General features: G+C 62.7%; 24 protein-coding genes. 21 read left to right on the forward strand and 3 right to left on the reverse strand.

Going from position 1 to position 25953, the window contains the following annotated elements; all coding sequences use genetic code 11:
- Positions 1 to 12 precede the first annotated feature (12 nt).
- From WKW77_RS26740 to WKW77_RS26765, 6 genes are all read left to right on the forward strand, one after another.
- Positions 13 to 1023 (forward strand): dihydrodipicolinate synthase family protein, encoded by a 1011-nt coding sequence (locus tag WKW77_RS26740; protein ID WP_340359926.1) that lies wholly within the window; start codon positions 13 to 15, stop codon positions 1021 to 1023.
- Positions 1020 to 2039, forward strand: a complete 1020-nt coding sequence (locus WKW77_RS26745) for a Bug family tripartite tricarboxylate transporter substrate binding protein (protein WP_340359927.1) — start codon at positions 1020 to 1022, stop codon at positions 2037 to 2039. Before WKW77_RS26740 ends, WKW77_RS26745 begins: the two co-directional genes overlap by 4 nt.
- A gap of 102 nt (positions 2040 to 2141) precedes the next feature.
- Complete coding sequence (locus tag WKW77_RS26750) at positions 2142 to 3125, forward strand: Bug family tripartite tricarboxylate transporter substrate binding protein (protein ID WP_340359928.1); 984 nt, start codon at positions 2142 to 2144, stop codon at positions 3123 to 3125.
- Between the two features lie 187 nt (positions 3126 to 3312).
- Entirely contained in the window at positions 3313 to 4266 is a 954-nt protein-coding gene (locus WKW77_RS26755; protein ID WP_340359929.1) for an MBL fold metallo-hydrolase, read from the forward strand.
- A gap of 17 nt (positions 4267 to 4283) precedes the next feature.
- Positions 4284 to 5957, forward strand: a complete 1674-nt coding sequence (locus WKW77_RS26760; protein ID WP_340359930.1) for an FAD-dependent oxidoreductase — start codon at positions 4284 to 4286, stop codon at positions 5955 to 5957.
- Positions 5958 to 5969: 12 nt separating this feature from the next.
- Positions 5970 to 6164 (forward strand): DUF2783 domain-containing protein, encoded by a 195-nt coding sequence (locus tag WKW77_RS26765; RefSeq protein ID WP_340359931.1) that lies wholly within the window; start codon positions 5970 to 5972, stop codon positions 6162 to 6164.
- Positions 6165 to 6268: 104 nt separating this feature from the next.
- Here the strand turns inward: WKW77_RS26765 and WKW77_RS26770 are convergent, their stop codons facing one another.
- Entirely contained in the window at positions 6269 to 7210 is a 942-nt protein-coding gene (locus tag WKW77_RS26770) for a LysR family transcriptional regulator (RefSeq protein ID WP_340359932.1), read from the reverse strand.
- A 115-nt stretch (positions 7211 to 7325) separates the two neighbouring features.
- Between WKW77_RS26770 and WKW77_RS26775 the strand changes: the two genes are divergently transcribed.
- From WKW77_RS26775 to WKW77_RS26785, 3 genes are all read left to right on the forward strand, one after another.
- Positions 7326 to 9116, forward strand: a complete 1791-nt coding sequence (locus WKW77_RS26775; protein WP_340359933.1) for a tannase/feruloyl esterase family alpha/beta hydrolase — start codon at positions 7326 to 7328, stop codon at positions 9114 to 9116.
- A 170-nt stretch (positions 9117 to 9286) separates the two neighbouring features.
- Entirely contained in the window at positions 9287 to 10267 is a 981-nt protein-coding gene (locus tag WKW77_RS26780) for a Bug family tripartite tricarboxylate transporter substrate binding protein (RefSeq protein ID WP_340360011.1), read from the forward strand.
- 1 nt (position 10268) lies between these two features.
- Positions 10269 to 11075, forward strand: a complete 807-nt coding sequence (locus WKW77_RS26785; RefSeq protein ID WP_340359934.1) for an alpha/beta fold hydrolase — start codon at positions 10269 to 10271, stop codon at positions 11073 to 11075.
- 120 nt (positions 11076 to 11195) lie between these two features.
- Here the strand turns inward: WKW77_RS26785 and WKW77_RS26790 are convergent, their stop codons facing one another.
- Positions 11196 to 12140, reverse strand: a complete 945-nt coding sequence (locus tag WKW77_RS26790) for a LysR family transcriptional regulator (RefSeq protein ID WP_340359935.1) — start codon at positions 12138 to 12140, stop codon at positions 11196 to 11198.
- Between the two features lie 110 nt (positions 12141 to 12250).
- On the opposite strand from WKW77_RS26790, the gene WKW77_RS26795 reads away from it, so the two are divergent.
- Entirely contained in the window at positions 12251 to 14086 is a 1836-nt protein-coding gene (locus WKW77_RS26795) for a tannase/feruloyl esterase family alpha/beta hydrolase (RefSeq protein WP_340359936.1), read from the forward strand.
- Between the two features lie 52 nt (positions 14087 to 14138).
- Here the strand turns inward: WKW77_RS26795 and WKW77_RS26800 are convergent, their stop codons facing one another.
- A complete protein-coding gene (locus tag WKW77_RS26800; RefSeq protein WP_340359937.1) occupies positions 14139 to 15107 on the reverse strand; it encodes a LysR family transcriptional regulator in 969 nt (322 codons plus the stop codon).
- Positions 15108 to 15360: 253 nt separating this feature from the next.
- On the opposite strand from WKW77_RS26800, the gene WKW77_RS26805 reads away from it, so the two are divergent.
- The 11 genes from WKW77_RS26805 to WKW77_RS26855 are packed head-to-tail and all read left to right on the forward strand — an operon-like array spanning position 15361 to position 25945.
- On the forward strand, positions 15361 to 16248 hold the full coding sequence (locus WKW77_RS26805) for an NAD(P)-dependent oxidoreductase (protein WP_340359938.1): 888 nt from the start codon (positions 15361 to 15363) through the stop codon (positions 16246 to 16248).
- A 32-nt stretch (positions 16249 to 16280) separates the two neighbouring features.
- Complete coding sequence (locus tag WKW77_RS26810; RefSeq protein ID WP_340359939.1) at positions 16281 to 17780, forward strand: aldehyde dehydrogenase family protein; 1500 nt, start codon at positions 16281 to 16283, stop codon at positions 17778 to 17780.
- A gap of 10 nt (positions 17781 to 17790) precedes the next feature.
- The gene (locus WKW77_RS26815) at positions 17791 to 18879 is read left to right on the forward strand and encodes a glutamate cyclase domain-containing protein (protein WP_340359940.1); all 1089 of its coding nucleotides are present in this window, start codon (positions 17791 to 17793) and stop codon (positions 18877 to 18879) included.
- Between the two features lie 12 nt (positions 18880 to 18891).
- Positions 18892 to 20175, forward strand: coding sequence for a PLP-dependent aminotransferase family protein (locus tag WKW77_RS26820; RefSeq protein ID WP_340359941.1), 1284 nt, complete (start codon positions 18892 to 18894; stop codon positions 20173 to 20175).
- Entirely contained in the window at positions 20172 to 21167 is a 996-nt protein-coding gene (locus WKW77_RS26825) for a glutamate cyclase domain-containing protein (RefSeq protein ID WP_340359942.1), read from the forward strand. Before WKW77_RS26820 ends, WKW77_RS26825 begins: the two co-directional genes overlap by 4 nt.
- Positions 21168 to 21222: 55 nt before the next feature.
- Positions 21223 to 22056 (forward strand): transporter substrate-binding domain-containing protein, encoded by an 834-nt coding sequence (locus WKW77_RS26830; protein WP_340359943.1) that lies wholly within the window; start codon positions 21223 to 21225, stop codon positions 22054 to 22056.
- A 31-nt stretch (positions 22057 to 22087) separates the two neighbouring features.
- Positions 22088 to 22741 (forward strand): amino acid ABC transporter permease, encoded by a 654-nt coding sequence (locus WKW77_RS26835; RefSeq protein ID WP_340359944.1) that lies wholly within the window; start codon positions 22088 to 22090, stop codon positions 22739 to 22741.
- Positions 22713 to 23390 (forward strand): amino acid ABC transporter permease, encoded by a 678-nt coding sequence (locus WKW77_RS26840; protein ID WP_340359945.1) that lies wholly within the window; start codon positions 22713 to 22715, stop codon positions 23388 to 23390. The genes WKW77_RS26835 and WKW77_RS26840 overlap by 29 nt, the downstream gene beginning before the upstream one ends.
- 45 nt (positions 23391 to 23435) lie before the next feature.
- On the forward strand, positions 23436 to 24212 hold the full coding sequence (locus WKW77_RS26845; protein ID WP_340359946.1) for an amino acid ABC transporter ATP-binding protein: 777 nt from the start codon (positions 23436 to 23438) through the stop codon (positions 24210 to 24212).
- Positions 24213 to 24227: 15 nt separating this feature from the next.
- On the forward strand, positions 24228 to 25019 hold the full coding sequence (locus WKW77_RS26850; RefSeq protein ID WP_340359947.1) for an ATP-binding cassette domain-containing protein: 792 nt from the start codon (positions 24228 to 24230) through the stop codon (positions 25017 to 25019).
- A 50-nt stretch (positions 25020 to 25069) separates the two neighbouring features.
- The gene (locus WKW77_RS26855; protein ID WP_340359948.1) at positions 25070 to 25945 is read left to right on the forward strand and encodes a transporter substrate-binding domain-containing protein; all 876 of its coding nucleotides are present in this window, start codon (positions 25070 to 25072) and stop codon (positions 25943 to 25945) included.
- Positions 25946 to 25953: the final 8 nt, after the last annotated feature.

Raw genomic sequence — 25953 nt, forward strand, 5'->3', positions numbered from 1 at the left:
AAGGAGTACCTGATGGCCCGATACCACCGCAACGAAGCGCGCGAATGGGCGCGTGAGCACATGAACGGCGTCGCGAACGTGACGATTCCGACCATGACGTCCGACTTCAAGCGCATCAACACGAAGGCCGCGCGGCACGACGTCGAAACCGCGATCGGCCACGGATTCGTCGGCACGCTCGCCTGTTCGGAGCACGCGATCACCCTGGCGCAGTACGCCGAATTCACGCGGGCCATGGTGGAGCAGGCGGCCGGCCGCATCATGGTGATCCACCATGCCGTGTTCAACTCGCTCGAGGAGAACATCGAGGCGGTGAAGCTGGCCGAAGAAGCCGGCGCGGACCTCGTCCTTCTGGGCTATCCGCCGTTCTTCCATCCCAAGTCGCTCGACGATGTCTACGCCTACACCAAGGCGGTCTGCGACTCGACCCGGCTCGGCGTGATCCTGTTCCCGGTGCCCGCCTGGGGATTCGGGCGCCTGCATCCCGCGGACATCCCGCTGCCGCTGCTGCGCCGCCTGGTGGACGACTGCCCGAACGTGGTGTCGATCAAGGCCGAAGGCGGCATGCCGCACATCATGTCGGCCATCGAGGTGCATCGCGAGTTCCACAAGGAGGTCGTGATTTCCTCGCCGCTGGAATACGAATTCGTGCCACTGGCGCAGGTGATCCCCATTCCTTTCTGCGGCACCAACTACTCGGCCTACTACGGACCGTGGCTGCCGCGTGTTCACAAGCTGATCCAGGCGGGCAAGTTCGATGAAGCCACGCAGGCCTGGTACCAGGTCGACCCCGCGCGCAAGGCCTTCGGCACCGTCCCGATGGCGATGGGCGGTCTCATCAACCGGACGATCTGGAAGTACCAGGCCTGGCTGCAGGGCTACAACGGTGGCCCGATCCCGCAGCCGACGCCGCGCTTGCATGGCCGCGACATGGCCGTCCTGCGGCGCGGTCTCGAGGCCGCCGGTCTGGCACCCACTTCGGATCCCGACGAGGCCTTCTTCATCGGTCGGAATCCGCAATGAAGACACTCCGGGGCGTGCACGGCCCCGATGTGGCCGTGGCGCCATCGCTTTCGCGCCGCCAGCTGCTCGCGGCCATGGCCGCGCTGCCGGCTTGCACACTCGCTCAGGGGCGGGACGCCTATCCTTCGCGGCCGATCCGCCTGGTCGTGCCGGTGCCGCCAGGCGGTCCGGCCGATCTGGCTGCGCGCGCCATCGCCGAACGTCTGCGTGAGGAACTGGGTCAGCCGGTCGTGGTGGACAACCGCGCGGGAGCCGCAGGAACACTGGGCACAGCCAACGTGCTGCAGGCACTCGCGGACGGCTACACCTTGCTGCTGTCCCTGCCGTCGGCACAGATTACTGCGCCGCTGATGCTCGAGAAGCCGCCTTACGATGGCGCCAGGGACTTCACGGCGATCGGACAGTTCCTCCGAACGGCAGCCGTTCTTCTGGTGAACAAGTCGGTGCCCGTTCGCGACTTCCAGGGCTTGGTGAGCTACGCCAAGGCGCGGCCGGGGAAGTTGAACTACAGCTCCACCGGCATCGGCAGCAATCCGCATCTCGTGATGGAGCTGGTCAAGCTACGAACCGGCATGGACATCGTTCACGTCCCATACAAAGGTGGGGCCGCGATGCTGCAGGCTGCGGTAAGCAACGAGGTGCAGGTTCTGTTCGGCGAGATCAGTACCTCGATGCCATGGATCCAGTCTGGCCGCCTCACGCCGCTGGGGATCGTTTCGGGCAAGCGCTCGCCCTTGCTGCCGGACGTGCCGTCGCTCGTCGAGGACAAGATCCTCGATGCGCCAGCTGATTTCTGGATGGGATTGGCCGGTCCGCCGCGCATGCCTGCCGGCCTCGTGCGGCAGCTGAACCATGCGCTCGCAAAGGCAGTCCAACATCCCGAGATGAAACAGTTCTTCGTGAAGACGGCCACCGAACCGGCATTCACCGACCCCGAGTCGTTCGGGGCGCTGTGGCAGTCGGAGCAGCACCGCTGGGCGGATGTCGTCCGCGCCCGGCACATTCGTGCCGAGTAGCGACATGAAAGTCTCGCGACAAGATCCTTGAAGACGAATCGACTCGTGTATTTCAACAAGCAGCCGTCCTAGCCAGGGCGGTGGCGCAAGTGGAGACAAGGCATGGCAGTTTCAAGACGGCAGGCGCTGGGCGCCGGTGCTTCCCTGTTGATGTCGGCGCTCGTCAAGGGCGCATTCGCCCAAGACTATCCCGCCAAACCGATTCGCATCATCGTGGCGAATCCCCCGGGATCGGGCCTGGACGCGGACACCCGATACTGGGCGGCAGGCTTGACCAGCATCCTGGGCCAATCCGTCATCGTCGACAACCGACCCGGCGGGGCCACGACCATCGGCACTGCACTGGCTGCAAAGGCGGCTCCTGACGGCTACACATTGCTCATGGGGATCCCGAGTTCGCTTTGCTACATGTCCGAGCTGTACACGCACCTTCCATACAAGCCAACGGACTTCGACGCAATCAGCCAGCTCACAACCCTGCGCAGCGTTCTGGTGGCGCACCCCAGCTTGCCGGCGTCCAACGCGACCGAACTGGTCGCCTTGGCGAAGGCACAGCCGGGAAGCATCAACGTGGGAACAGTGGGCGTGGGCACGTTCCAGCACCTGCTGGGTGAGTGGTTCGGCGCGATCACGGGTACGACCTACAAGTTCGTCCCCTACAACACGACCAGTCCCTACACGGCGCTGTTGGGCGGCGAAACACAAGTGATGTTCGACGGGCTTCCGGCTTCCATGAGCAACATTCGTGCGGGAAAACTCAAAGCCCTGGCCGTCACCGGCAAGAGCCGGCATCCGCTCCTCCCGAATGTTCCAACGTTTCAGGAACTCGGGTTTACCGATTACGACGCTTCGACATGGTTCGGGCTGCTCGCCCCCGCGGGAACGCCGAAGCCGATCCTCGAGAAACTGGCCTCTGCTTGCGCCACCGTGGCCCGTAGACCCGAAGTCATCCAGCGCTACCAGGAATACGGCGGCGAGCCACTTGGGACCACGCCAGCGGAGTTCTCGGCTTACATCCAGGCCGAGCGTGCGAAGTGGGTTCCGGTGGTGAAGCGTTCTGGCATCAAGCTGGAACTGACTTCCTGACTTGCCCGCGCAGGAACTGTCAGCATGCGGCCGACGCGATGAGGACTAAGACCAAGAAGCTCCCCATTGCGGCTCTGGACGCGACATCGCGTCCGTTCCCGCGAACTCGCGAATCGAGCCCATTCTCCGGCGCGCGCGCGAAAAGGCATCGAACCTCGATAACCCCCAATCAAACTCTAGCAACATCATGAGCAAGACTTTTGCGTCCCAGGCCGATCTTCAAGAAAAGCCGGTGACCTTCACCAAGCTTTCGGACAACGCATATGCCTACACCGCCGAGGGAGACCCCAACACCGGCATCATCGTCGGCGACGACGCGGTAATGGTCATCGACACGCAGGCCACGCCAGTGATGGCACAGGATGTAATCCGCCGCATCCGCGAAGTGACCGACAAGCCCATCAAGTACGTGGTGCTGAGCCATTACCATGCGGTGCGGGTGCTGGGCGCCTCGGGCTACGAGCCCCAGCACATCATTGCCAGCCGCGACACCTACGACCTGATCGTTGAGCGCGGCGAGCAGGACAAGGCCAGTGAGATCGGACGCTTTCCGCGTCTGTTTCAGGCTGTGGAGTCGGTGCCGCCGGGACTGACCTGGCCGACTATGACCTTCGAGGGAAAGATGTCCATCTGGCTGGGCAAACTCGAGGTGCAACTCATCCAGTTGGGCCGCGGCCACACCAAGGGCGATACTGTGGCTTGGCTGCCGGACCAGAAGATCCTGTTCTCAGGTGACCTCGTCGAGTTTGACGCTACGCCGTATGCCGGCGACGCTTACTTTGGCGACTGGCCCCAGACACTGGACAACATTGCCGCCTTGAAGCCCGTTGCTCTGGTGCCTGGTCGCGGCGCCGCACTCACCACACCTGATGACGTGGCCAAAGGCCTGGCCGGCACTCGCAGCTTCATCACCGACATGCATGCTGCCGTCAAGGCCGGCGTAGCTGCTGGCAAGGATCTCAGCGCGGTGTACAAGGAGACATACGCGGCGCTCAAGCCAAAGTACGGTCACTGGGTGATCTTTGACCATTGCCTGCCCTTCGACGTGACGCGCTGCTTCGATGAGTCCACGCTGTACGCCGACCCGCGCGTCTGGACAGCTGAACGCGACCGCCAGATGTGGGAAGCTCTCGAGGGATGAGGCGAAGAGGCACCTCTATGAGCTCCATCGACTTCCAGAATACTGTCTTTTCCTACCACCGCTGCGCGGACCACGATGCGCCGAAAGTCTTGCGCTATCCGGTCGTGGTGGTCGGCGCCGGCCCGGTAGGACTTTCGCTCGCGATAGATCTGGCGCAACAAGGGGTGGCTGTCGTGCTTCTCGACAACGACGACAGGCTTTCCACAGGGTCGCGGGCGATCTGCTTTGCCAAGCGGACACTGGAAGTCTTCGACCGTCTTGGCTGCGGGGATCGCATGGTCGACAGGGGCGTGTCCTGGAGCGTTGGCAAAGTGTTCTTCCAGGATGAGATGGTTTATCGATTCGACTTGTTGCCTGAGGCGGGACACGAGCGCCCCGCGTTCATCAACTTGCAGCAGTACTACGTCGAAGGCTTTCTCGTTGAGCGAGCTCAAGAGTTGCCGCTGATCGACCTGCGATGGAAAAGTGCCGTCACGGGGCTGGTGCAGCATGCCGACCATGCTCAGCTGACTGTCGAAACGCCCGAGGGAAGCTACGTCCTGGAAGCGATGTACGTTGTCGCGTGCGATGGTTCGCGTTCGCCGATGCGTCTCCTATGTGGCGAGGAAAGCCATGGTCAGACCTTCCGTGATCGTTTTTTGATCGCTGACGTGAAGATGAAGGCTGACTTTCCGGCAGAGCGTTGGTTCTGGTTCGATCCACCCTTCCACCGCAACCAGAGCGTGTTGCTCCACAAGCAACCGGACGATGTCTGGCGAATCGACTTTCAGCTTGGCTGGGACGCAGATCCCGACCTCGAGAAGCGGCCCGAGAACATCCTGCCTCGAGTACGTGCGCTACTGGCGCATACGGCCATGAAGGATGCAGAGTTTGAGCTGGAGTGGGCCAGCGTCTATACGTTTTCCTGCCTTCGAATGGACAGCTTTCGAAATGGCCGCGTCTTCTTCGCTGGGGATTCCGCCCACGGCGTATCGCCCTTTGGCGCCCGGGGCGCCAACTCCGGCATTCAGGATGCCGAGAATCTCGCTTGGAAGTTGGCGTACGTGCTGCACGGCAAGGCATCGCCCGAAGTCCTGGGCAGCTATGACACCGAGCGCGTCCAGGCGGCAGACGAGAACATCCTCAACTCCACCCGCGCGACGGACTTCATAACGCCAAAGAGCGACATCAGCCGGCTGTTTCGCGACTCGACGCTGCTTCTTGCGCGCGATCACGCGTTCGCCCGCCGCCTCGTGAACAGTGGTCGGCTTTCCGTTCCTTGCACCGTCGATGCGTCCGAGCTCAATACACCTGACCGAGAAATCTTTGAGAGCGCCATAAGGCCTGGTGCGGCGGCTGCGGATGCACCTGTGAAAGCACAGGGGAAACCGACATGGTTAATGCGGCAACTGATTTCGGGCGCGTTCACACTCTTGGTGTTCGACGGGCCGAATGCCGCGACGCTAATTCGCGAAACGGAAGCCGTCCCAGAGGGGCTCGCACCTCCATCGATACTATTGATCGGCGACCGTTCTTTGAGCGGAGCACGGACAATCTCTGATGTAGAAGGCTTCCTCGCTCGGCGCTTCGATGGGCGACCCGATACCGCCTATTTGCTGCGTCCGGATCAGCATGTTTGTGCTCGTTGGCGCTCACCCGATGCAGATGCTATTCACGCAGCAATGTTCAAGGCGGTGGGATGCGCTCATTGAGGGCCTTTTCAAATGGAACTAGAAACCAATCTGAATCTCGAGTCTCCAGATGACTTCTACGAGGCGCTTATCGAGGCGCACCTTGACTTGAGCACAGAGCAAAGCCACGCGATGAACGCGCGCCTTGTATTGCTGCTCGCGAATCACATTGGATCAATGAAGGTGCTGCAGGAGGCGCTGGTCGGCGCTCGCAAAGCCGCTCGATGATGGCGAATACGTCGGAGCGAAGGCGCCGCCTGCGGGGGCCGTACGTCGCATCAAGGCATGATGGCACGGTGCCATTAGTCGCCATGCAAACGGCCCGATGCTTCTCAGGTGATCGCGTGGAACCGTTCAAGGTACTCGGAAAATAGTAATGCTGCCGGTCGAGGAGAGATCTCCGGCAGCAGAAGGCCTATGGGCGCAAGAGGCGGATTCCGTTCGAACGAGAGAATCGACAAAGTCCGTGCCTCGACGAACGGACGCACCACGCTGTAGGGAACGAGCGCAATGGCATTGCTAGTGCGCAGTGCCGTCCAGGTGAGGGCCGGTATACGGGTGACCAGCTCGCAGTAGCGTAACGGCTTGCCAAGCTCCTCAGCGAATGCATCCATGTGCCGCCGCGAAAGCGCAGCGGCATGGCCTGGCAACCAGAGTTCGTGCTGCACGTCCTTGAGCCGAACACGGCGCTTTCGCACAAGCGGATGATGCACTCCGCATGCGATCACAAGTCGATCCTGGACCAGGTCGCGATACGACCAGCCTTCCGGAACGAGCCGCGGCTCGCGACAAACCGCGACATCCACTTCGCCCCGCGCAGTGGCCAGCAGTAAGTCGTCGGCGTCGGCCTCGCTCACCTGCACCTGGATTTTGGGATGCTTTTCGTTGAACGCCAGCAGCGCAGCGGCAATGGCGCCGTTGATGGCGGCAGACGTGCCCGCGACGCGGACCGTACCTTCGCCCTGACGGTGGCGCGCGCCAATAGCGGCTGCCGTGCTCGCAACCCCGCCGACGATCTGCCGAGCCAGTGACAGCAACTCAATGCAAGCAGGTGTCGGGCGCACCCCTCTGGAATGGCGATGGAACAGCACCGTTTCGAGCAGCCCCTCCAGGTCGGCGAGCACCTTGGTTACGCCGGGTTGCGTCATGGCGACTGCATCGGCCGCGCGCCGGATGCTGCCCAGTTCCGCGACCGCGACCAGCACCTGCATGTGGCGGAAGCGGGCGCGGGCCAGGAGTCGGTTCTCGAGCGTGGTGGAACTGAACTGGCCCATATAACGACCTGGAATACCCGGGACACTCATTTTATTGGACGGTTTTCGCGGGCCTTTCCACACTGCGCCTTCCCGTCGAGTGGCTCGCCGGGCAGCACACACCAGGAGACATAGCTTGAACCAAGATAGCTTCACAAGGCGCCACGGGCGCGTTTCCAGGCCGGTTCCGGTCGCACTGCTTGCGGCCGCGGCCCTCAGCGCCTGCGGGGGCGGTGGGGGCGGCGGGGGCAACCCCGTCCTCGGCCCCTCGTTTCCGCAAGTGGTCGCGGATGCGGCGAAGGCCTGTCCCGCACTCAAGGGGATGACCATCGACGCGTCGGCCATCAGCGAGCCGACCCGGGGCGCGGTTGTGGCGTCGGCGACGCTCATCCCGGCCACAGCGGACAAGCCGAATGCGAGCAACACCGCCATCGTCCAGGGGACGCCGGACTACTGCCAAGTGATGTTGTCGATCCACCCCGTGGACTCCGCAGCGCCGGAGATCCTTTCGCAGGTAAACCTCCCGACCTCGTGGAACGGCAAGAAGCTCCAGTTCGGCGGCGGTGGCTACAACGGCACCCTGATCACCGGCGTGCAGCCAAGCCGCAATGCGCCGCCGGATGTGCCGATGCCGCTCACGCGCGGCTACATGACCGCCGGCACGGACAGCGGGCACGAAAGCCCCGCGAACGCCGATCCCTATGCCTTCGCGCTGAACGCGGAGGCGCTGGCCAACCACGCGTTTGGTTCGTACAAGAAGACCCATGATGCGGCACTCCGAATCGGGGTGGCCTATTACGGGCACCTTCCCATCAAGAGCTACTACATGGGCGGCTCCGAGGGCGGCCGCGAGGGGCTCGCGATGGCACAGCGCTATCCGCAGGACTACGACGGCATCGTGTCCATTGACCCCGTGATGAACTGGAGCGCGCTGCAGACCTTCGGCAACTACGTCGGCGGCATCATGCAGGCGAAGCCAGGCGCGTGGCTGGGGAACAAGGTCCAACTGGTGCACGACACCATCGCGGGCGCGTGCGATTCGATGGACGGCATCGCCGACAAGGTTGTCTCCAATACCCGGGCCTGCAAGCCGCTGGCCGACGCTGCACTGGCCGCGAAGCGCTGCCCGAGCGGTGCGGACGAAGCTGCGACGTGCTTCTCCGATGCGCAGCTCGCGGCCATCAACGCCGCACACGCCGGCTACCAGTTCAGCTTCCCCCTCGCGAACGGCGTGACTTCCTACGCGGGCTTCAACTATGGCGGAGAAGGACTGGCTGGCAACTGGGACCGCTGGATGGCCGGCAGCAAGGCGCCCACCACGGCCAACGCCGCCGACGTCGCCGCGAGCCGCCTCTACCAGTTCGGCAATGCGTACGTGCGCTACTTCATCGCGCAGGATCCCAACTTCGACCCGCTCTCGTACGATCCCGCCAACTTCAAGGCCCGCGTCCTGCAGGTGTCGGACATGATCGATGCGACCAACCCGGACCTGAGCGCGTTCTACGCGCACGGCGGCAAACTGATCCTGCGTGAGGACCTCTCCGACACCGCGGAAAGCCAGCTGACCGGCTTGAACTACTGGGACTCCGTCGTGGCGAGAATGGGCCGTTCCACCGTCGACGACTTCTTTGCAGCCTTCGTCGCGACCGGCCTGCCGCACACGTCGGCCGGAGTTGCCGCCGGCACTGTGAACGCACCGAGCTACGGAATCCCGGGTTCAGTGGACCTGCTTGCGCCGCTGGAGAACTGGGTCGAAAACGGTGTGGCTCCGGGCGCGCAACTGACGCTCGTGAACAAGGCGGCCCTGCCGCCGTATAACGTGATCGCCTCGAAGCCGCTGTGCCGGTACGGTACGTATCCGAAATACACCGGCACGGATCCGAGCGGCGGCAACCTCGCGAGCAACTACACCTGCGTGAGCCAGTGAGGACCGGCCTTCGATCTAGCAGTGCATTCTCCGTTGGCTGCACGAGCGCGCCGTCGGCGGAGGCGCAGCGACCGCCATAGCATCGGAGCGTCGCGCAACGATAAGTGCGCCGCGGATTTGGTTTGGTGACGAAGCTCAGCCGCAACATTCGTACCGAACAAGGAGACGAAATGAGATTCCGTGTTACCTGGCGCGCCGTCCTGGCGACCGCCTGTTTGACAATATCTGCCGTTCCCGCGCGAGCCCAGTCTGATGACTGGCCTAGGCACCCGATTCGCTTGATCGTGCCCGCGCCCGCGGGTGGGCCGTACGACGCAACGATACGACCCATCGCGCAGCGCATGGCGCAGAGGCTGAAGCAACCGATTGTTGTCGACAACCGCCCGAGCGCCGGCAACATCCTAGGAACCCAGGCCGGCGCCGCCGCGATGCCCGACGGGTACACGCTTACGATGACCGGAATGCTGAATACGATGGCACAGGCGGAGTATTCGGGCCTGCACTTCGACATCGTCAACGATTTCGAGCACATTGGACTGATTGGTGGCGGGCCGCAATGGCTGGTCGTCCGCAGCGACGCCGGAATCCGCAGTTTGCAGGACCTCGTGGATCAGGCGAAGCGCGCCCCCGAAAAGATCAACTACGCGAGCTCTGGTGCGGGCAGCACCGGGCACCTTGTAATGGAGTTGCTGCAACGTGCTGCCGGCATCCGCCTGACGCACGTTCCGTACAAGGGCGCCGCGCCAGCAATGCAGGACGTGTTGGCGGGTGTGGTGCCCGTCTTCGTGGTTCCATCAAGCTCCGCGATCCCGTACGTGAAGAGCGGGCAACTGAAGCTGCTCGCCGTATCGACTGCGGAGCGCAGCGCCATGGCACCGCAGGCTCCGACGTTTGCGGAGCTCGGGTACAAGCAACTCACCATGACGGCATGGGTCGGTCTCTCGGCCCCCAAGGGAACGCCCGTTCCAATCGTGCAGAAGATCAGCCTTGCTCTCCAAGACGCGCTGAAAGACCCCGCGCTGCTGCAGAAGCTTGATGCATTGGGTCTGGTGGCCCGCACAAGCACGCCGGCAGAGTACACGGAGCTGGTGCGCAGCGACGCGGAGCGCTGGGGCCAGCTCGTTCGCAGTCTCAACATCAAGGCAAACTGACATGCCCTTTGTCGAATCCCGCAGCCGCCGGGTCTACTACGAGCGACAAGGCGCAGGCCCCGCGGTGCTGTTCCTGCATGGCGCCGGCTCGAATGCCGCGACTTGGTGGCAGCAACTGCCCGCGTTCGGCGCGCGGCACACCTGCATTACTATGGACATTCGCTGCTTCGGCCGCTCGATCGCGCCGCTTGCTGAGTTCACGCTGGACAATTTTGTCGCGGACGCGATTGCGGTTCTGGACGGGGAGAGAATCCACCGCGCCGCGATCATCGGCCAATCGCTCGGTGGCTTCATCGGGCTGAAGACTGCGCTGGACCATCCGCAGCGTGTCGCTGCCTTCGCGGCGTGTGACAGCTCGCTGGCAATTGACCATCCCGTTCTGCTCGATAACATCGCGCGGCGAAAGATCACGCAGAACGCAGTGAGCATTGAGCAGCGCTCATTGGGACGCTGGTTCCTCGAGAACCATCCAGAGAAGGCGGCGCTATACGCGCAGATCAACCATTTCAATCGGAGCGCGCACTCCATTTCGGAGACCCAGTGGGGCGCTGCTCTCGCCGCGCTACTCGGGCCAGGCAAGCTGACTCCGATGGCCGCCTTGCGCGAGGTCGGGTCTCCCACGCTGCTGCTGGTGGGCAGTGAAGATCCGATCGTGCCCGTGAGCGTGATGCGCGAAGTACAGGACTTGGTGCGTGGCAGCGAACTGGCCGTCGTCGACCAGGCAGGGCACTCCGCCTACTTCGAGAAGCCCGAACAAGTCAATCGACTTGTGCTGGACTTCCTTGCGCGCCGTGCGCAGTACGGCTGAAGTCTTTGCCGTCTGCGCGCGATGCTGCACGTTAGGAGCGGGATGACTCGGATGGACTCGGGTCCGCTGCTTGAAACGCCAGCGCAGCTTCATTGCACGGAGTCTGACCTCCCGCGGGTGTCAGATGCGTGGAGCGCTGAAGACTTCTCCGAGAAATTCGGCAAGCCGTGCCCCCGCTTCTGCGCCGCCGCCTTGGGGGATCAGCAGGCCCAGCGGTTCCACTGGGATGCTCTCGGCTGTCCGTACTTCGGCGAGTTCGCCCGCGTCGATCAGGTGCTGCACGAAGCTGAGCGGAAGCAAGGACAGCATTCCCCGATTCACCAGCAGCCAACGGATCATCGCCGGCGCGCGTGTGATTAGGGGGTAGACGCGGGCGCCGTCGGTGAAAGTCGCTGCGAACTCATCGAATCGTTGGCGCGCCGCCGTGTCGGCCGGTGGTAGCAACCAGGTTTCTGTACTCAATACCTTCCAGGTGACGCGTCGCGATCGCACCAACCGGTGGCCCGCGGCGCCGACCACTACCAGCCGGTCGGGAATAAGGGGCACGAAAGACCAACCTTCCGGAATGATGGCGGGTTTGCGGCAGGCCACCATGTCTACTTCGCCCCGGCTGATCGCCAGAAGTTGATCTTCGCCTTCGGCCTCGCGAAGGTGCACCTGGATGTGCGGCACCTTCTCATGGAAAAGCGGCAGCCCGCGAACCAGCAGGCCACTGACGCCTGCCACGGATGCCAAGAGGCGCACACTGCCCTTGCCTTGCGCACCGCGCGCGGCGATCGTCTCGGCACCTTCAGCGACCCCATGCAGGACGTTGCGCGCGATCGGCAGCAGATCGGTGCAGGCCCGCGTCGGGCGTACACCGCGGGCGTGTCGATGGAACAGCTGCGTCTCCAGAAGTCCCTCGAGAAAGGCGAGGGTCTGTGTTGCAGACGACTGGGTGATGCCAATGGCTTCGGCCGTGCGCTGGATGCTGCCGAGCTCCGCGAGCGTGAGCAGCAGTTGGATGTGGCGGAATCTGCCGCCCGCGAGGAGACGCTGAAGGAGGACGGAAGCGGAGAGCGACATGGTATCGGTCAGTCTAATACCTGGGCGCTCGAATTCATTGGTCTGGCGCGGAATGCTTCGCGAAGATGCCGGCCGGCGCATGACGCCGACCCTAGACCAGGAGACAACGCATGACGAAATTCCGCACACGCACTGGTGTGCTCGTAGCTGCATTCACCGCGACGATGCTCGCGGCGTGCGGTGGTGGCGGCCACACTCCCTTCGCCCCCGCGCCACTTCCACAAACGCAAGCAGCCCTGAGCTGTGACGACAGCATCAAAACTGGCATCCATCCGGATGCGAACACCACGGTCACCGTGGTGAAGGCGTTCAAGGCAGGCGATTCCCTGGCGCTCTCCGGCACGCCGGCTGCGCCTGTGCCGGCCACTGCCGGAGCCGACATGTGCCTGGTGAAGTTGGTAGTTGGTCCTGGCAATGCCGGGCCGGCCGGGGCGCCATCCACCTCCGCCGGGATTGGCCTTGAGGTATGGCTGCCAGCACCGTCTGCCTGGAACAACATCATCCGAGCGATGGGCAGCGGCGGGTGGGCGGGCGGCGCGCACGCTGATTCGACGCAGATCGGTACCCGCCCGCAGTACATGCCCGCAGTGACGAGTGGCTATGTGATCGTGACCTCTGACCACGGGCATGCGCTGCTGAACAACGGCTCGTTCGCCATGAATCCGGACGGCAGCATCAATACCGTGCTGTGGCAGGACTTCGCCGAGCGAAGCCTTCATGAAATGGCGGTGAAGACCAAGGCGTTGGTGCAAGCCTATTACGCGAAGCCGCAAAAGTACGCCTACTGGGACGGATTCTCCACGGGGGGCCGCCAGGGGTTCAAGCTTGCCCAGAAGTATCCGACGGACTTCGACGGCATCCTGGCCGGGTCGCCCGCCATCAACTGGAGCAAGTTCATCACTGGCGAGCTGTATCCGCAGGTGGCGATGCAGCGCGAACTGGGTGCCCCCATCGCCGCCGCCAAACTCAACTTCGTGAGCGGCGCCGCCGTGAAGTCCTGCGACACGCTGGGCGTCGGCTTCCTGCTGGACCCGTTGCAATGCCACTATGACCCCACGAAGGACGCGAGCGTTTTGTGCAACGGGGTAGCGGGCAATGGCGCGACCGGGACGAGCGGGAATGCTTCCTGCGTGAACCTAACCGAGGCGCGCGTCATCAACCAGATCTGGTACGGTGAGACGGCGAGCGGTGCTTGGCCGGATCCGACAGTGGACAACGGCACCAACCCCGGCCTCGCCGGACCCGACCAACTGTGGTACGGCCTGACGCGCGGCACGAACCTGCCGCTTTCGCTGGCCGGCACCAACCCGTTCCCAATCGCGTCCGACCAGGTAGCCCTGGAACTGCAGGACCCGTCTTATGCGGGCAACACCTTCACCAACGCTACCGGGAACGGTACGAACCAGTGGAAGACGCTCGATTACGCGGGGCTGGCCCATGCGTTCCAGCGGGGCCTTGCACTACAGGCCGCGTTCAGCAACATCGATACCGACAACCCGGACCTGAGCGGCTTCCGTGATGCAGGTGGCAAGGTGCTCACCTACCACGGCCTCGCCGACGACAAGATCATGCCGATGGGCTCGATCAACTACTACTCTCGCGTCGCCGCCGCGATGGGAGGGAACGCCGCGACGCAGAAATTTGATCGCCTGTTCCTGATTCCTGGGCTGGCGCATGACAGCACTTTTGCCAGCAGTGCTTCGATCGATCCGAACACGAACGCGAACATCAGCACGAATAAGGTGCCGCTGCCGCAATACCTCAACGGTCGCGACGAGATGTTCACCGCGCTGCGCAAGTGGGTGGAGAACGGCGTGGCCCCCACGCGAATCGACGTTAGCTCAAAGGACGGGAGTGTCAGCATGCCGCTCTGTCTGTACCCGCAGAAAGCCACGTATTCGGGCGGCGGTTCCTTGAGCGCGACGGGGAGCTACACCTGCCAGTGACGCGGCTACGGGCAACTCAGTGGTAAACCAATCATCCCCGAAGCGTGCCAAGCTAATCTGACAGCGAGCCTTCGGTGCGCTTGGCCCTCAGGTCGGAGTTGGTTGCTTGCGTCGCCCCCGCGAATCTGGGCACAACGCCGTCAAGGGCGCGCAGCACGGCGGCAATTGCAGGTCGCCTGAACGTGCCTTGAACCATCGCGACAAAGATTCGGCGCACCATAAGCGGCGTCACCGGCACGACCGCAAAGGCTGGGTCGGCGGCGGCCGCCCGCAAGGCCAGGGCGGGTAGAACAGTGACCACGTAGCCCGTACGGACCATCTCAAGCGTTGCTGCCATGTTGCGGCAGCTGGCGACGACGCGGGGCGTGTACCCAGCCTCATGGCATGCATTGACGATTTGTGCCTTGTAGGTCTGCGCATTCCTGTTGATGGCCCAGTTCTCTGACGACAACTCCGAAATCCGAATCGACGCTTCGTTCGCCAGCCTATGGTTGGCGGCCATTACCACGGAGAAGTGGTCCTCATAGACCGGACGGAAGTACAGCATGCTCGACAGCGCTTCGGCACTAATCGAGTCGTCGACGAGCGCCAGGTCGACTTGCTTGGCAGCTGCTGCCTTCAGGCTTTCGCCAGGTTCCAACTCTTCGAAGCGGAGGTCCAGTTGTGGAAACTCGCGCATCAGGTCCTCGAAAACCGCCGGGATGAAGGTGGTCGCGACAGACCCGAAGGCGGAAATTCGAACTTCCCCGGCCACCGCACCTTTGGCGGAGGCCAAGTCGGCCTCGATTTCGTTGACCAGCTCCAAAACCTTGGCCGATCGAGCGACGAGGCTCTCTCCGGCAAGGGTCAGCCGTACGCCCCTGCCTGACCGCTCGAAAAGCACGGTACCTGTCTCCTGTTCGAGGATGGCCAGCTGCTGTGAAACAGCCGGGCGGGTGAGGTTTACGGCTTCTGCGACCTTCGCAATAGTGCCGAGAACAGACAACTCGCTCAGAAGATGAAGCCGGGAGAGGTTCAGCATAAGACGACAGAAAAACTAACGGTGTATTACGCCTTTCAGGGGCGTAGAGGATACCCGGCCTAGGGTTTTCCCCAAGGAAAATAGGGCGAAGGGATCAATGCATGCAAATGTCGCGCCAGTCCGGAAGGCGCGCACAGCCTGCCCGCCAAATAGGAAAGAAAACCTAACGTTCCCCGTAAGCATCGGTGGTCTTACCTTCGGAGACCCTTCTTCATAAAGTTCGCTCCATTCCAAACAGGAGCGATTGAAAATTATGAAGAACGTTGCATTCATTGGTGTGGGCAAGATGGGCGCGCAAATGGCTGCCCGGCTGGCCGCCGCAGGCTTCAAGGTCACCGTGTTTGACCCCAACGAAGCCGCAGTCAAGGAACTGGTTTCGAAGGGGGCCGCCGCAGCCTCGAACCCGAAGGCCGCAGCTGAAGGCGCTGACGCCGTCATGTTCAGTCTGCCGACGCCGGCCATCCTTCGCGCTGCGGTGACTGGCGCTGAAGGCGTGCTCGGTTCGGTCGGCAAGGGCGCCGTCCTGATTGACTTCAGCACGGTCGACCCTGAAACCACGAAGGAACTCGCGAAGGCTGCAGCTGACAAGGGCGCCGAGTTCCTGGACTCGCCGGTCAGCGGTGGCGTAGCTGGTGCGGCAAACGGAAAGCTCGTCCTCATGGTCGGCGGCGACGCGGCTGTCCTCGAGCGCGCTACTCCGATGCTGAACAACTTGGCCGGTCGCATCGTTCATTGCGGCCCCATCGGCGCGGGCCAACTGACCAAGCTGAGCCACAACCTCATCGTCGCCATCAACACCGTTGCACTCGGTGAAGTTCTCGCTGCGAGCGTCAAGGCTGGCGGCAACCTCGGAGTGCTGTGCGATGTCCTGACGGCTGGCATGGCGGGCAGCAAGATGCTCGACTGGTTCCAGAAGACGCTGTTCACCGCCGAGCGACCTGCCTTCTTCGCCATCGACCTGATGCACAAGGACATCGGCCTGTGCCTTGACGAATTCTCGAATTACCCGATGCCGCTGGGCCAGCTGGTCAAGCAGACCTACAACGCGGCCCGCGCAAAGGGCCTCGGCGGCAAGGACTCCACCAGCATCTGCGAAATCTACGAAGAGCTGCTGGGCGTGCGCCTGCAAGCAGCCGCTTAAGTCTTTCAACCCATCCCTTTTGCGAGATTCACGTGAGCAACTCTTCTCAATCCAAGTACGGCGACGTCAAGCTGCCGAGCGCGGGCCTGGCTGGCAATTTCATCAACGGTGAATGGTCCAGGCCAATCGGCGGAAAGACCCTGGCGGTCATCAACCCCTGCCGTCTGGACACCATCGCCAACGTCGGAGCGGCCGACGCACGCGACGTGGACGCCGCCGTGGCTGCTGCCAAGGCGGCTTTCCCAAAGTGGCGTCGCAGGGCCGCTCGTGAACGTGGCGCCATGCTCATCGAGTTCGGCAACCGCATCACGGCCAACGCCGAGGAAATCGCCAGGATTCTGGCCGCGGAAACGGGCAATGCCTTGCGCACGCAGAGCCGCCCGGAAGTCGCGAGCACTGCGGAGGTTCTGCGTTATTACGGCGGCGTCATCGCCGAGCAGAAGGGCGAGACCCTGCCGCTGGGCCCGGGCCTGTTCAGCTACACCACACGCGAGCCTTTCGGCGTGGTCGGCGCCATCATTCCCTGGAACTCGCCACTGGTGCTCGCTGCCGTGAAGATTGGCATGTCGCTCGGTACGGGGAACACGCTGGTCCTGAAGCCTGCCGAAGACGCTCCGCTGGCCGTCATCCGCATCGCCGAACTGGCCGCGGACATCTTCCCGCCCGGCGTGTTCAACGTTGTGACCGGTGAGGGCCTGGAGGCAGGCGCTCCGCTGAGCCAGCACGCCGACGTCGCCAAGGTCTCGTTCACCGGTTCCCACGAAGTGGGCCAGAAGGTGGCTCACGCCGTCGCCGACCGCATCGGTCACCTGACGCTCGAACTGGGTGGAAAGAGCCCCTGCATCGTCTATCCGGATGTGACTGGCGACGCGCAGATCGACACGACGGTGAACAACATCATCGCTGCGATGCGCTTCGCCCGCCAAGGCCAGTCGTGCACGGCCGGCTCTCGCCTGTTCATCCACCAGTCGGCCTGGGACAAGGTCATGCCCCGCTTGGTCGAGAAGGTCAATGCGCTGAAAGTTGGCGATGCGCTGGACGAAAGCACCGACATCGGCGCTGTCATCAATTCTGAGCGCTACACCGCGGTCTGCGGCTTCATCAAGGAAGCCATCGATGCGGGCGCCAAGGTCGAAACCGGCAAGCTTCCGCCTGCAGTTCAGGATGCCAAGGGCTACTTCCCGACGCCGGTCATCTTCAGCGGCGTGGACAACACCTGGCGCATTGCCAAGGAAGAAGTCTTCGGTCCCGTCTTGGTCGCAATTCCATGGAAGGACGAAGCCGAAGTCCTGGCCATGGCCAACGACACCCACTATGGCCTGGCGGCGTACGTCTTCACAAACGACATCAATGCCGCGATGCGCGCCACTGAGGCGCTGGATGCCGGCTGGATTCAGGTTAACCGTGCGGGCGGCCAGATTCCGGGCATGTCCTACGGCGGTGCCAAGCAAAGCGGTATCGGCGCTGAGTACTCGATTGAAGGCGCGCTCGAGAGCTACACCAGCCGCAAGAGCGTGACGTACGGCATCTGAGGTGACCGAGATGGACGTGACGACCTCATCGACCACAGCGAGCGCCGCCACTGGCGTCGCCCTTACATCGGAACAGGTTGAATCGGGCAACCGAATCGACCGCCTGATGACACTGGAAATCCGCCCGCTCAGCGGCGGTCTTCCCCCAGGCATCGTTGTGCCCATGTACGAGGTCTGTCGCGCCCATCAGGGAGCGCCACTCTCGATGGCCGCTGCGGCTGCTTTGAAGGCCAAGGTTCGTCCTGGCAGCACCGTCGTCATTGCGACAGGTGCCGGCGTTGCTCCTAAGCTTCCTTTGGGCGAGACAGATGGTCCCGTGGGCGCCGCGGCGCTGGCTGCCGCCATCGTTAAAGGTCTGCGGGCCAAGGTCGTCTTCGTGACCGAGGACGCGCACCTCCCGCCAGTCGTTGCTGCCATCGAGCTCGTGAACGCGAAGCTTGCTGCCTGGGCCGAAGGCCAACCCGGGCGCACGTACGAACCGATTACCGTCGAATCGTTCCCCATCGGGATGAACGCAGGGCAGGCCCGCTCTCGCGAGCTCATCGAAACGCTCAACCCCAGCGCCGTCGTATTCGTCGAACGCGATGGACCCAACGTTGAAGGTCAGTTCCACGGTGTCCGGGGCGATTGCCGCGACCCGCTCACCGTTGGCTATGTCTACCTGCTCGCGTACCACGCCGCCGAAGCCGGCATCCTCACCATCGGCATCGGGGATGGCGGCAATGAAGTCGGCTTCGGAGCGGTCCGCGAAGCAATCCGCGACGTACTTCCTATGCGCGGTCGCTCGCTCGCCGGCCACGCATCTGGCGTCGTGACCGTTGTTCCGACCGACGTGACCGTGAGCGCCGCGGTATCCAACTGGGGCGCATGTGCGGTCGCTGCAGCCTTGGCGGTGTTGCTCTCGGATAGCGAGCTGCTGCACGACGCCGACACCGAGCACGAACTCATTGCCGTCACCGTCGCCGCAGGCGCACGAGATGGCGCTACCTCCAAACAGACCATGGTTGTCGATGGCATTGATTTTTCAGGCCATCTCGCCTTCGTCTCCCTTCTGAGGGTCGTGGCCGGAATCTCCATCCGCACCGCGTCCGCCGCGTAGCCAGGAATTCGCATGCAACAGAAAACGACCACCGACTCCTTCGGAAACCCGCTCGACCCCATCGTCGGGTTCGCAAGGGGGCGCATCATTCGATCGAGCGTCGACGAAGCTCGGCGGCTTCGCCAAGGCCAGAAGGTTGCGGCCGAACGGGTTCGCAAGCTCGGACCGGAGTCGATTGGCGTCTTCACCGGCAATCAACGCGAATTCCCTCTGAAGGTTGAAGACCTCAAGACCCACTGCGAAGAGTGGGTAGGACCAGGACTCTTCGCTGAGGAACTGAGGGCGGCAGCCATCGCCCACATGGGCGGGCTCCCGACCGACGGGGTTGCCGCTGTGAACCGCACAAGTGCGGGCATCATCGCCAGCATCGCCGCGTTGGCAGAGCGCAAGAGCGTCGTTTCCGTGGTACCGCCTGGTGGTCGCTCCCACGCATCGGTGATTCGCGGCTGCGGTATCGCTCGAGTCGAGTTGCACGAAGTCCAAGGTGACAAGGACTGGGCCGCATCCATCGAGCAGAACAAGCCGGCGCTGGTTGTCATCACTACCGTGACCAGCAGCCTGGAGTTCCTGGACGACGTCGTTGCGATGGATGTCGCAGCCGTCGCCAAGGCGAGTGGCGCCAAGGTGCTTCTCGATGAAGCTTACGGCGCTCGCATGCGGCCCGTGCTGCGCTCTGGCGCTCTCAGCCTCAAGCTTGGAGGCGACCTGGCAATCACGAACTGCGACAAGGCCGGGTTGTCCGGTCCGCGTTCCGGACTGCTGGTGGGCCGTCCCGAGCTGGTGACGCGTGTCTCCGCCAAGGCCTCGGAGTTTGGGATGGAAGCCCGGGCCCCGATAGCCGCCAGCGCCCTGCGTTCGATTCAGCGGTTCTCCCCGCAGGACCTCATCGATGAGGCTCGAGCCGGTCAACAACTGGGACACGCGCTGCGAGAGCGCATGGGGTCGGAGCTCGTCGCGGTCAGCGACCTCGGTCCGATGATTGAGGAGGACCTGGCGCTCAAAGAAGTCTTCCGCCGTGCAGGCAAGAGCACTGACAACGCAGGCATCACGCCTGCCGAAGTGACCTCCGCCCTGGGCATGGTCCTTCTGCGTGACTACGGCATCCTGACCGTCAACACGCACGGCCAGCCTGGCGCCCGTGTCTCTGTGCGTCTCAAGCCGACTCATGGCGCCATCGAGCGCGTCGGCGGTATGGCACGTGTCATCGAGGCCATGGACGCTTCGTTCACCGAAGTTGCGCGGTATGTCGCAAAGCCCGAAGACCTGACTCAACTCATCCTGGGAGACACGAAATGACGGTCGACCGCAAAGTGCTTGAGGCCATCGACGAGCGGCTCGACAAGCTGGTGAGCCTGGATATCGGTGGCCGTGGCGTCGAACACCTCTACGTGGCTGCTCGCGCACGCCAAGGGGGCTCCTTGATCGGTGCGGCTGCAGATGCGCTGCTTGCTGTGCCGGACGGCGCGACCATCTTCGTGACCACCGGCTCGGTCTCGCGAGCCTGGATTTCAACCGAAATCGGGGAGAACGACGGGCCGGCCGGTGCTGCGGTCGTGATTCGGGCTCTGTCTGTCGGCAAGCGGGTCCACTGCGTTCTACTCGCAGAGGAGACCCTGCTTCCGGGCATGAAGGCCATCCTGACCAGCGCAGGCGTGACGGTGCTGCCCTACGAGCAAGCACAAATCGCCTGCAAGGATGGGAGCCTGGCTGTTTGTACTTTGCTGCCTTTCACGACCAAGGATGAGGAAGCCACGGCCGAGGCGAAAGAGCTTCTTGCCACCTTCAAACCCAGCCTCTTCTTCTCGACCGAGCGGGTCGGGCGTGCGAGGGACGGTGTGTACTACAGCATGCGTGCGATCGACTACGGCATGGGCCGGTCGCGCATCGACGTCCTGTTCGATGAAGCTATTGCTCAGGGTATTCCGACGGTAGCTGTCGGGGATGGCGGAAACGAAATCGGCATGGGAGCGATCACCAAGGCAGTCGCCGACCATGTGAAGTTCGGCGCAACCATCGCCGCAGTAACGCCGGCCGATGTTCTGGTCACCGCTGCATGCTCGAACTGGGGGTGCAACGCAATCGCCGCCGCAATCGCTGCGCGTCGCAAGGATGCACGGCTGCTCAACACCCCCGAGCTGGAGCGTCAACTGCTTCTGCGCGGCGTGGACATCGGCCTCATCAACTCGGTTCAGAACGTCGTGGACGCCAATGTCGACGGCATGCACTTGGAGACACACGTCGCCTTTGCCGAAATGCTGCGCGCTGTCGTCAAGCCGGCGCTCAACTGATCGACTGCCCGCCAAACTTTCCGTCAACCCATCCCCACTACAAGAGGAGTTCTCCATGCGCAAACTTATTGGTGCTGTCTGCATGCTTTTTGCAGGTCTGCTCGTCTCGCAAACTTCGGCCGCCCAGGAGAAATCCAAGCTGGACGAAGTGCTCGCCCGCGGCAAGGTCATCGTGGGTGTCAGCAGCGAATCTCCGCCCTTCGGTTTCGTCAACGAGAAGGGCGAACTGGCCGGCTTCGACATCGACGTGGCCAAGCTCATCGCGAAGGGCCTGTTCGGAAGCGACGACCCGAAGCACATCGAGTTCGTCAAGCAGAGCTCGGCCGCTCGCTGGGAGAACGTGAATAGCGGCAAGGTGGACTTCGGGATTCACGTGGCCACCGTTCTCCCGGACCGCATCGCTCGGGTCGCATTCACCCGTGGCTACATCGACTCCTCGATTGTTGTCATCGTGAAGGCCGACTCGAAGTTCAAGACCTTCGCGGACCTCAACAACGACAAGGTGTCGACGGCCATTCTGTCCACGCCCGTGCAGGCTGAGCGTGCCAAGCAGTTCTTCCCGAAGGCCAAGACGACCACGCTGGATTCCATCGGCGCGCAGTTCACTGCCGTGAAGGGCGGACGTGTCGATGCCGCCCAGTTGGACGAGCCGGTGGCCCTCTGGTACGCCGCACAGAACAAGGACGTTCGAATTCTCGACGAACGGATGACCGCGGTCACCAACAACGCCATCTACATGAAGCAAGGTGATTTCAAGTGGTGGCTGGCCCTGGATACGTATGTCAATGAAATGCGTGCGGGCTCCATGTTCAACGACTACTCCGCCAGCTACAAGAAGTGGTTCGGCAAGGACGCGCTGAACACCAAGTACTACGTGAACGTCAAGTGAGCGTTGGACGCAGCACAGAGGAACAGCAATCGTGAACTGGCTCAACCTCGCCGCAGGATGGCTGCCGGAGTTCTTCGACGGCTTCCTGGTGACGCTCGCGCTCGTCGCGATGTGTCTGCCAGCTGCGCTGGTGCTGGGAATGCTGCTGGTCCTTCTGCGCGTCTCGGAGAAGGCGGTGGTCTGGGCTCCGACCTACGCCGTGATTGAGTTCCTCCGGAACGTTCCGACGTTCCTTCTGATTCTTGTCGTCTATTACGGCGCTCCTCTCCTCGGTTCCAGACTAGATGGCATTTATTGCGGCGCCATTGCAATCGCGGTGCAGCACACCGCGTACCTGGCAGAAGTCTTCCGCGGTGGCGTGGCGGCGGTCCCCCGGACCCAGTGGGATGCCGGCCGTGCAATCGGCTTGAAGCCTGCGGGCGTCTTCTTCCGCGTCGTGCTGCCCCAGGCGGTGCTCAAGGTCGTTCCGGCCATTGGCAACCAGGTCGTGGTGCTCATCAAGGACACGTCACTCGTGGCCGGTATCGGTGTCGTGGACCTCACCTTGAGCGGCAAGCTCGTCATGGAGCGCACTGCCTCCTCTTACGAGGTGTTTGTGGTCATCGCCGCCTTCTATCTCATCCTGACCACCATCGCCAGCGCCTTGTTCCGTTGGCTTGAGATTCCTGCTGGCAAGCGCCGCTGAGGTTCATATGGACGTTGCAATTCTCAACCTCGGCTATCTCCTCAAGGCGGCAGTTGTGACGCTCGAGATGGCTGCAGCGACCGTGGTCTTCAGCTTCCTGCTGGGGACGGCGCTGGGCGTGTTCGCAGCTCTCGGCGGCACGGCGGTGCGCTCAGTGCTGGCGGTGTACGTGTACATCGTCCGCGGGGTGCCGGTTCTGGTGCTCATCTTCATTGCCTACTTCGGCTTGCCGCGCATGGGCTTGGATGCCCCGAACTATGTGGCGGCGACCATCGCCTTGGTCATCTACTTCGCCGCGTTCGTGGCCGACATCGTTCGCGGTTCGATTCTCGCTGTGCCCAAGACAACTGTGGAGGCGGGCAAGTCGATTGGCCTGCGCAAGGCGCAAATCCTGATGCAGATTCAGCTGCCACTCGGCATGCGCCTGGCCCTGCCGCCCCTCGTGACCACGGCATCGATTGCGGTCAAAAGTACGTCCTACGCATCCATCGTGGGTGTCTGGGAGCTGACGTACGCCTCGCGCGAAGTCGTGGAGCGCACGCTCGCAGCGTTCCAAATCTTCTTCGCCGTGATGCTCATCTACTTCTGCATCTGCTATCCCATCTCGCTTGGCGCGACGTACCTGCAGCGCCGTTTCAAGACCTCCTGAAGGCAAACGATGAACTTAGCGCACTCCCCAACATCGCGGCGGACCATGATTGAGGTCAAGGGTGTTTCCAAGAGCTTTGGAAGCAACGAGGTTCTGAAAGACATCTCCTTTGATGTGAAGGAAGGAGAGGTCGTGGTCCTGGTGGGCCCCAGTGGTTCCGGAAAGTCGACGCTGCTTCGCTGCATCAACTTCCTCGAGGAGTTCCAGGCAGGCGAAATTCTGGTTGACGGCGACGCCGTGGGCTACAACGGCGGAGCCAGCGGCCCCTCCCGGCGGCGCCAATCCGAAGCAGACATCGCCGACCTGAGGACCAAGGCTGGCATGGTCTTCCAGAACTACAACCTCTTTCCGCACAAGACGGCCATCGAGAACGTGATGATGGGACCGATGCTTGTGAACAAGGAATCGAAGGCGGACGCGCGCGCGCATGGTCTGGAGCTCCTGGCCAAAGTAGGTCTGAAAGACCGGGCCGACCACTTTCCCTCCCAGCTGTCCGGCGGCCAGCAGCAGCGCGTTGCTATCGCGCGAGCGCTTGCCATGCGACCGAAGGTGATGCTGTTCGACGAAGTGACGTCAGCGCTGGACCCGGAACTGGTTGACGAAGTCTTGAAGACGCTTCGCGACCTCAGCAACGAAGGCATGACGATGATTATCGTGACGCACGAGATGCAGTTCGCACGAGACGTCGCGGACCGGCTTCTGTTCTTCTATCAAGGCGCAATCATTGAAGACGGCCCCCCGGCTGAAGTCTTTGCCAATCCAAAAACGGAACGCTTCCAGACCTTCGTGAAGCGCTTCCAGGCAAACAACCACCGGGGCTGAAAAGGTAGAGCTGTCATGAAGCTATCAGAGGGCATCGGCATGATGAGCACGTCTGCAACGAGGACTGCAGAGCAGCCCATTCTCGAGATGAAGAACATTCACCTCGCCTACGGGAGCAACGTGGTCTTGAAGGGGGTCGACCTTTCTGTCCAGCGAGGAGAAGTCGTTGTTATCGTTGGCCCGAGCGGCGGCGGTAAGAGCTCTCTGCTGCGCTGTGCGAATCTTTTGCAGCGCATTGACTCTGGGCAGATTCTGCTGGAAGGCGTGGACCTTTCCTCCGGCTCGCTGAACGAGAACCGGATTCGGCAGCGAGTGGGTATGGTGTTCCAGCATTACTACCTCTTCCCGCATCTCAATGTGCTGAAGAACCTGACGCTGGCTCCTCGCCGCGTTCTGAAGGAGTCTCCCGCGGACGCAGAGGGGAGGGCCCGCGAGTACCTGCGCAGGGTCGGCCTGGCCGACAAAGCCGAGCACTACCCGGACCAACTCTCGGGCGGCCAACAGCAGCGCGTTGCGATTGCCAGGGCACTCATGATGCAGCCGCACGTGATGCTCTTCGATGAGGCGACATCAGCCCTCGACCCGGAGTTGGTCGGCGAGGTCCTCGCGGTGATGAAGGACCTTGCCAAGTCGGGCATGACGATGCTCGTCGTGACCCATGAGATGGGCTTCGCTCGTGAAGTCGGTGACCGGGTGGTTCTGATGGCCGGCGGGAACATCGTCGAGCAGGGGCCGCCGGCTGAGGTCTTTGACCATCCTAAGCAAGAACGAACCAAGCAGTTCCTCTCCCGGATGAAAAATCACTGAACGGGCAGCAGCGCGTTCCTACGTCCCATAACTCACTCTGGAAGCAAGCCATGAATCGCATCATTTCTGCCTCGATCTCTGCCGTCATCGCTTCGATGTCGTTCGCCAGTGCTGCCGCCTCGAAGGTGGACGTTCCTCTCCCCCCTGAGGTGAAGAGCGCGGGCTTTCTCACCGTCGGCATCAACTGCACCTACCCTCCCGCGGGCTACGTCGGCATCGACGGCAAGCCGGCTGGCTACGAGTACGCGATGGTGAAGCGAATCGCCGAGTTCGCACTGGGGACCGGCGACGGCCTGAAGACGCAGTGCGTGAACGACAGCAACCGCATCCCGTTCCTGCAGTCCGGGAAGATTGACATGATTCTGGCGTCGCTTGCATATACGCCGGCGCGTGCCGAACAGCTGGACTACTCGAACCCGATTTGGGTGAGCAATCTGCAGCTCATCGTCCCCAAGGACTCCAAGGTGGCCGACTACGGCGACCTGGCCGGCAAGACTGTCGTCACGCCGACCGGCAGCACCTACCAAACCTGGCTGCAGAAGTGCTATCCCCAGGCGAACCTGGTCACGTCGCAGACCGCGGCCGAGGGCTCGACCATGCTCACCCAAGGCCGGGCTGATGCCTTCGCGTACATCGACGTGTACGGATTCAACTTTGCCCAGATGCAGAAGAACTACAAGGTTGTCGGGACTCTCGCAGCGACAGCCATCCAGGGCGTTGGCGTCAAGAAGGGCAACAAGCCGATGCTCGACTGGGTGAATGCGGTGCTGGAGGAGATGCGGGCCGAAGACGCTTTCTACAGGTCGTTCTCTCAGGAGGTGAAGGACCCAATCTTCGCGGCCAAGTATCGCCAGGTGGTTCCGGGCCCGAACCTGAAGTTGGACTACTCCAAGAGTGGCGCCCTCGACTGCCTGAAGGCCTCCTGAGCACGTGT

The organism is Variovorax ureilyticus (assembly GCF_037889935.1).
GTDB lineage: Bacteria > Pseudomonadota > Gammaproteobacteria > Burkholderiales > Burkholderiaceae_C > Variovorax > Variovorax ureilyticus.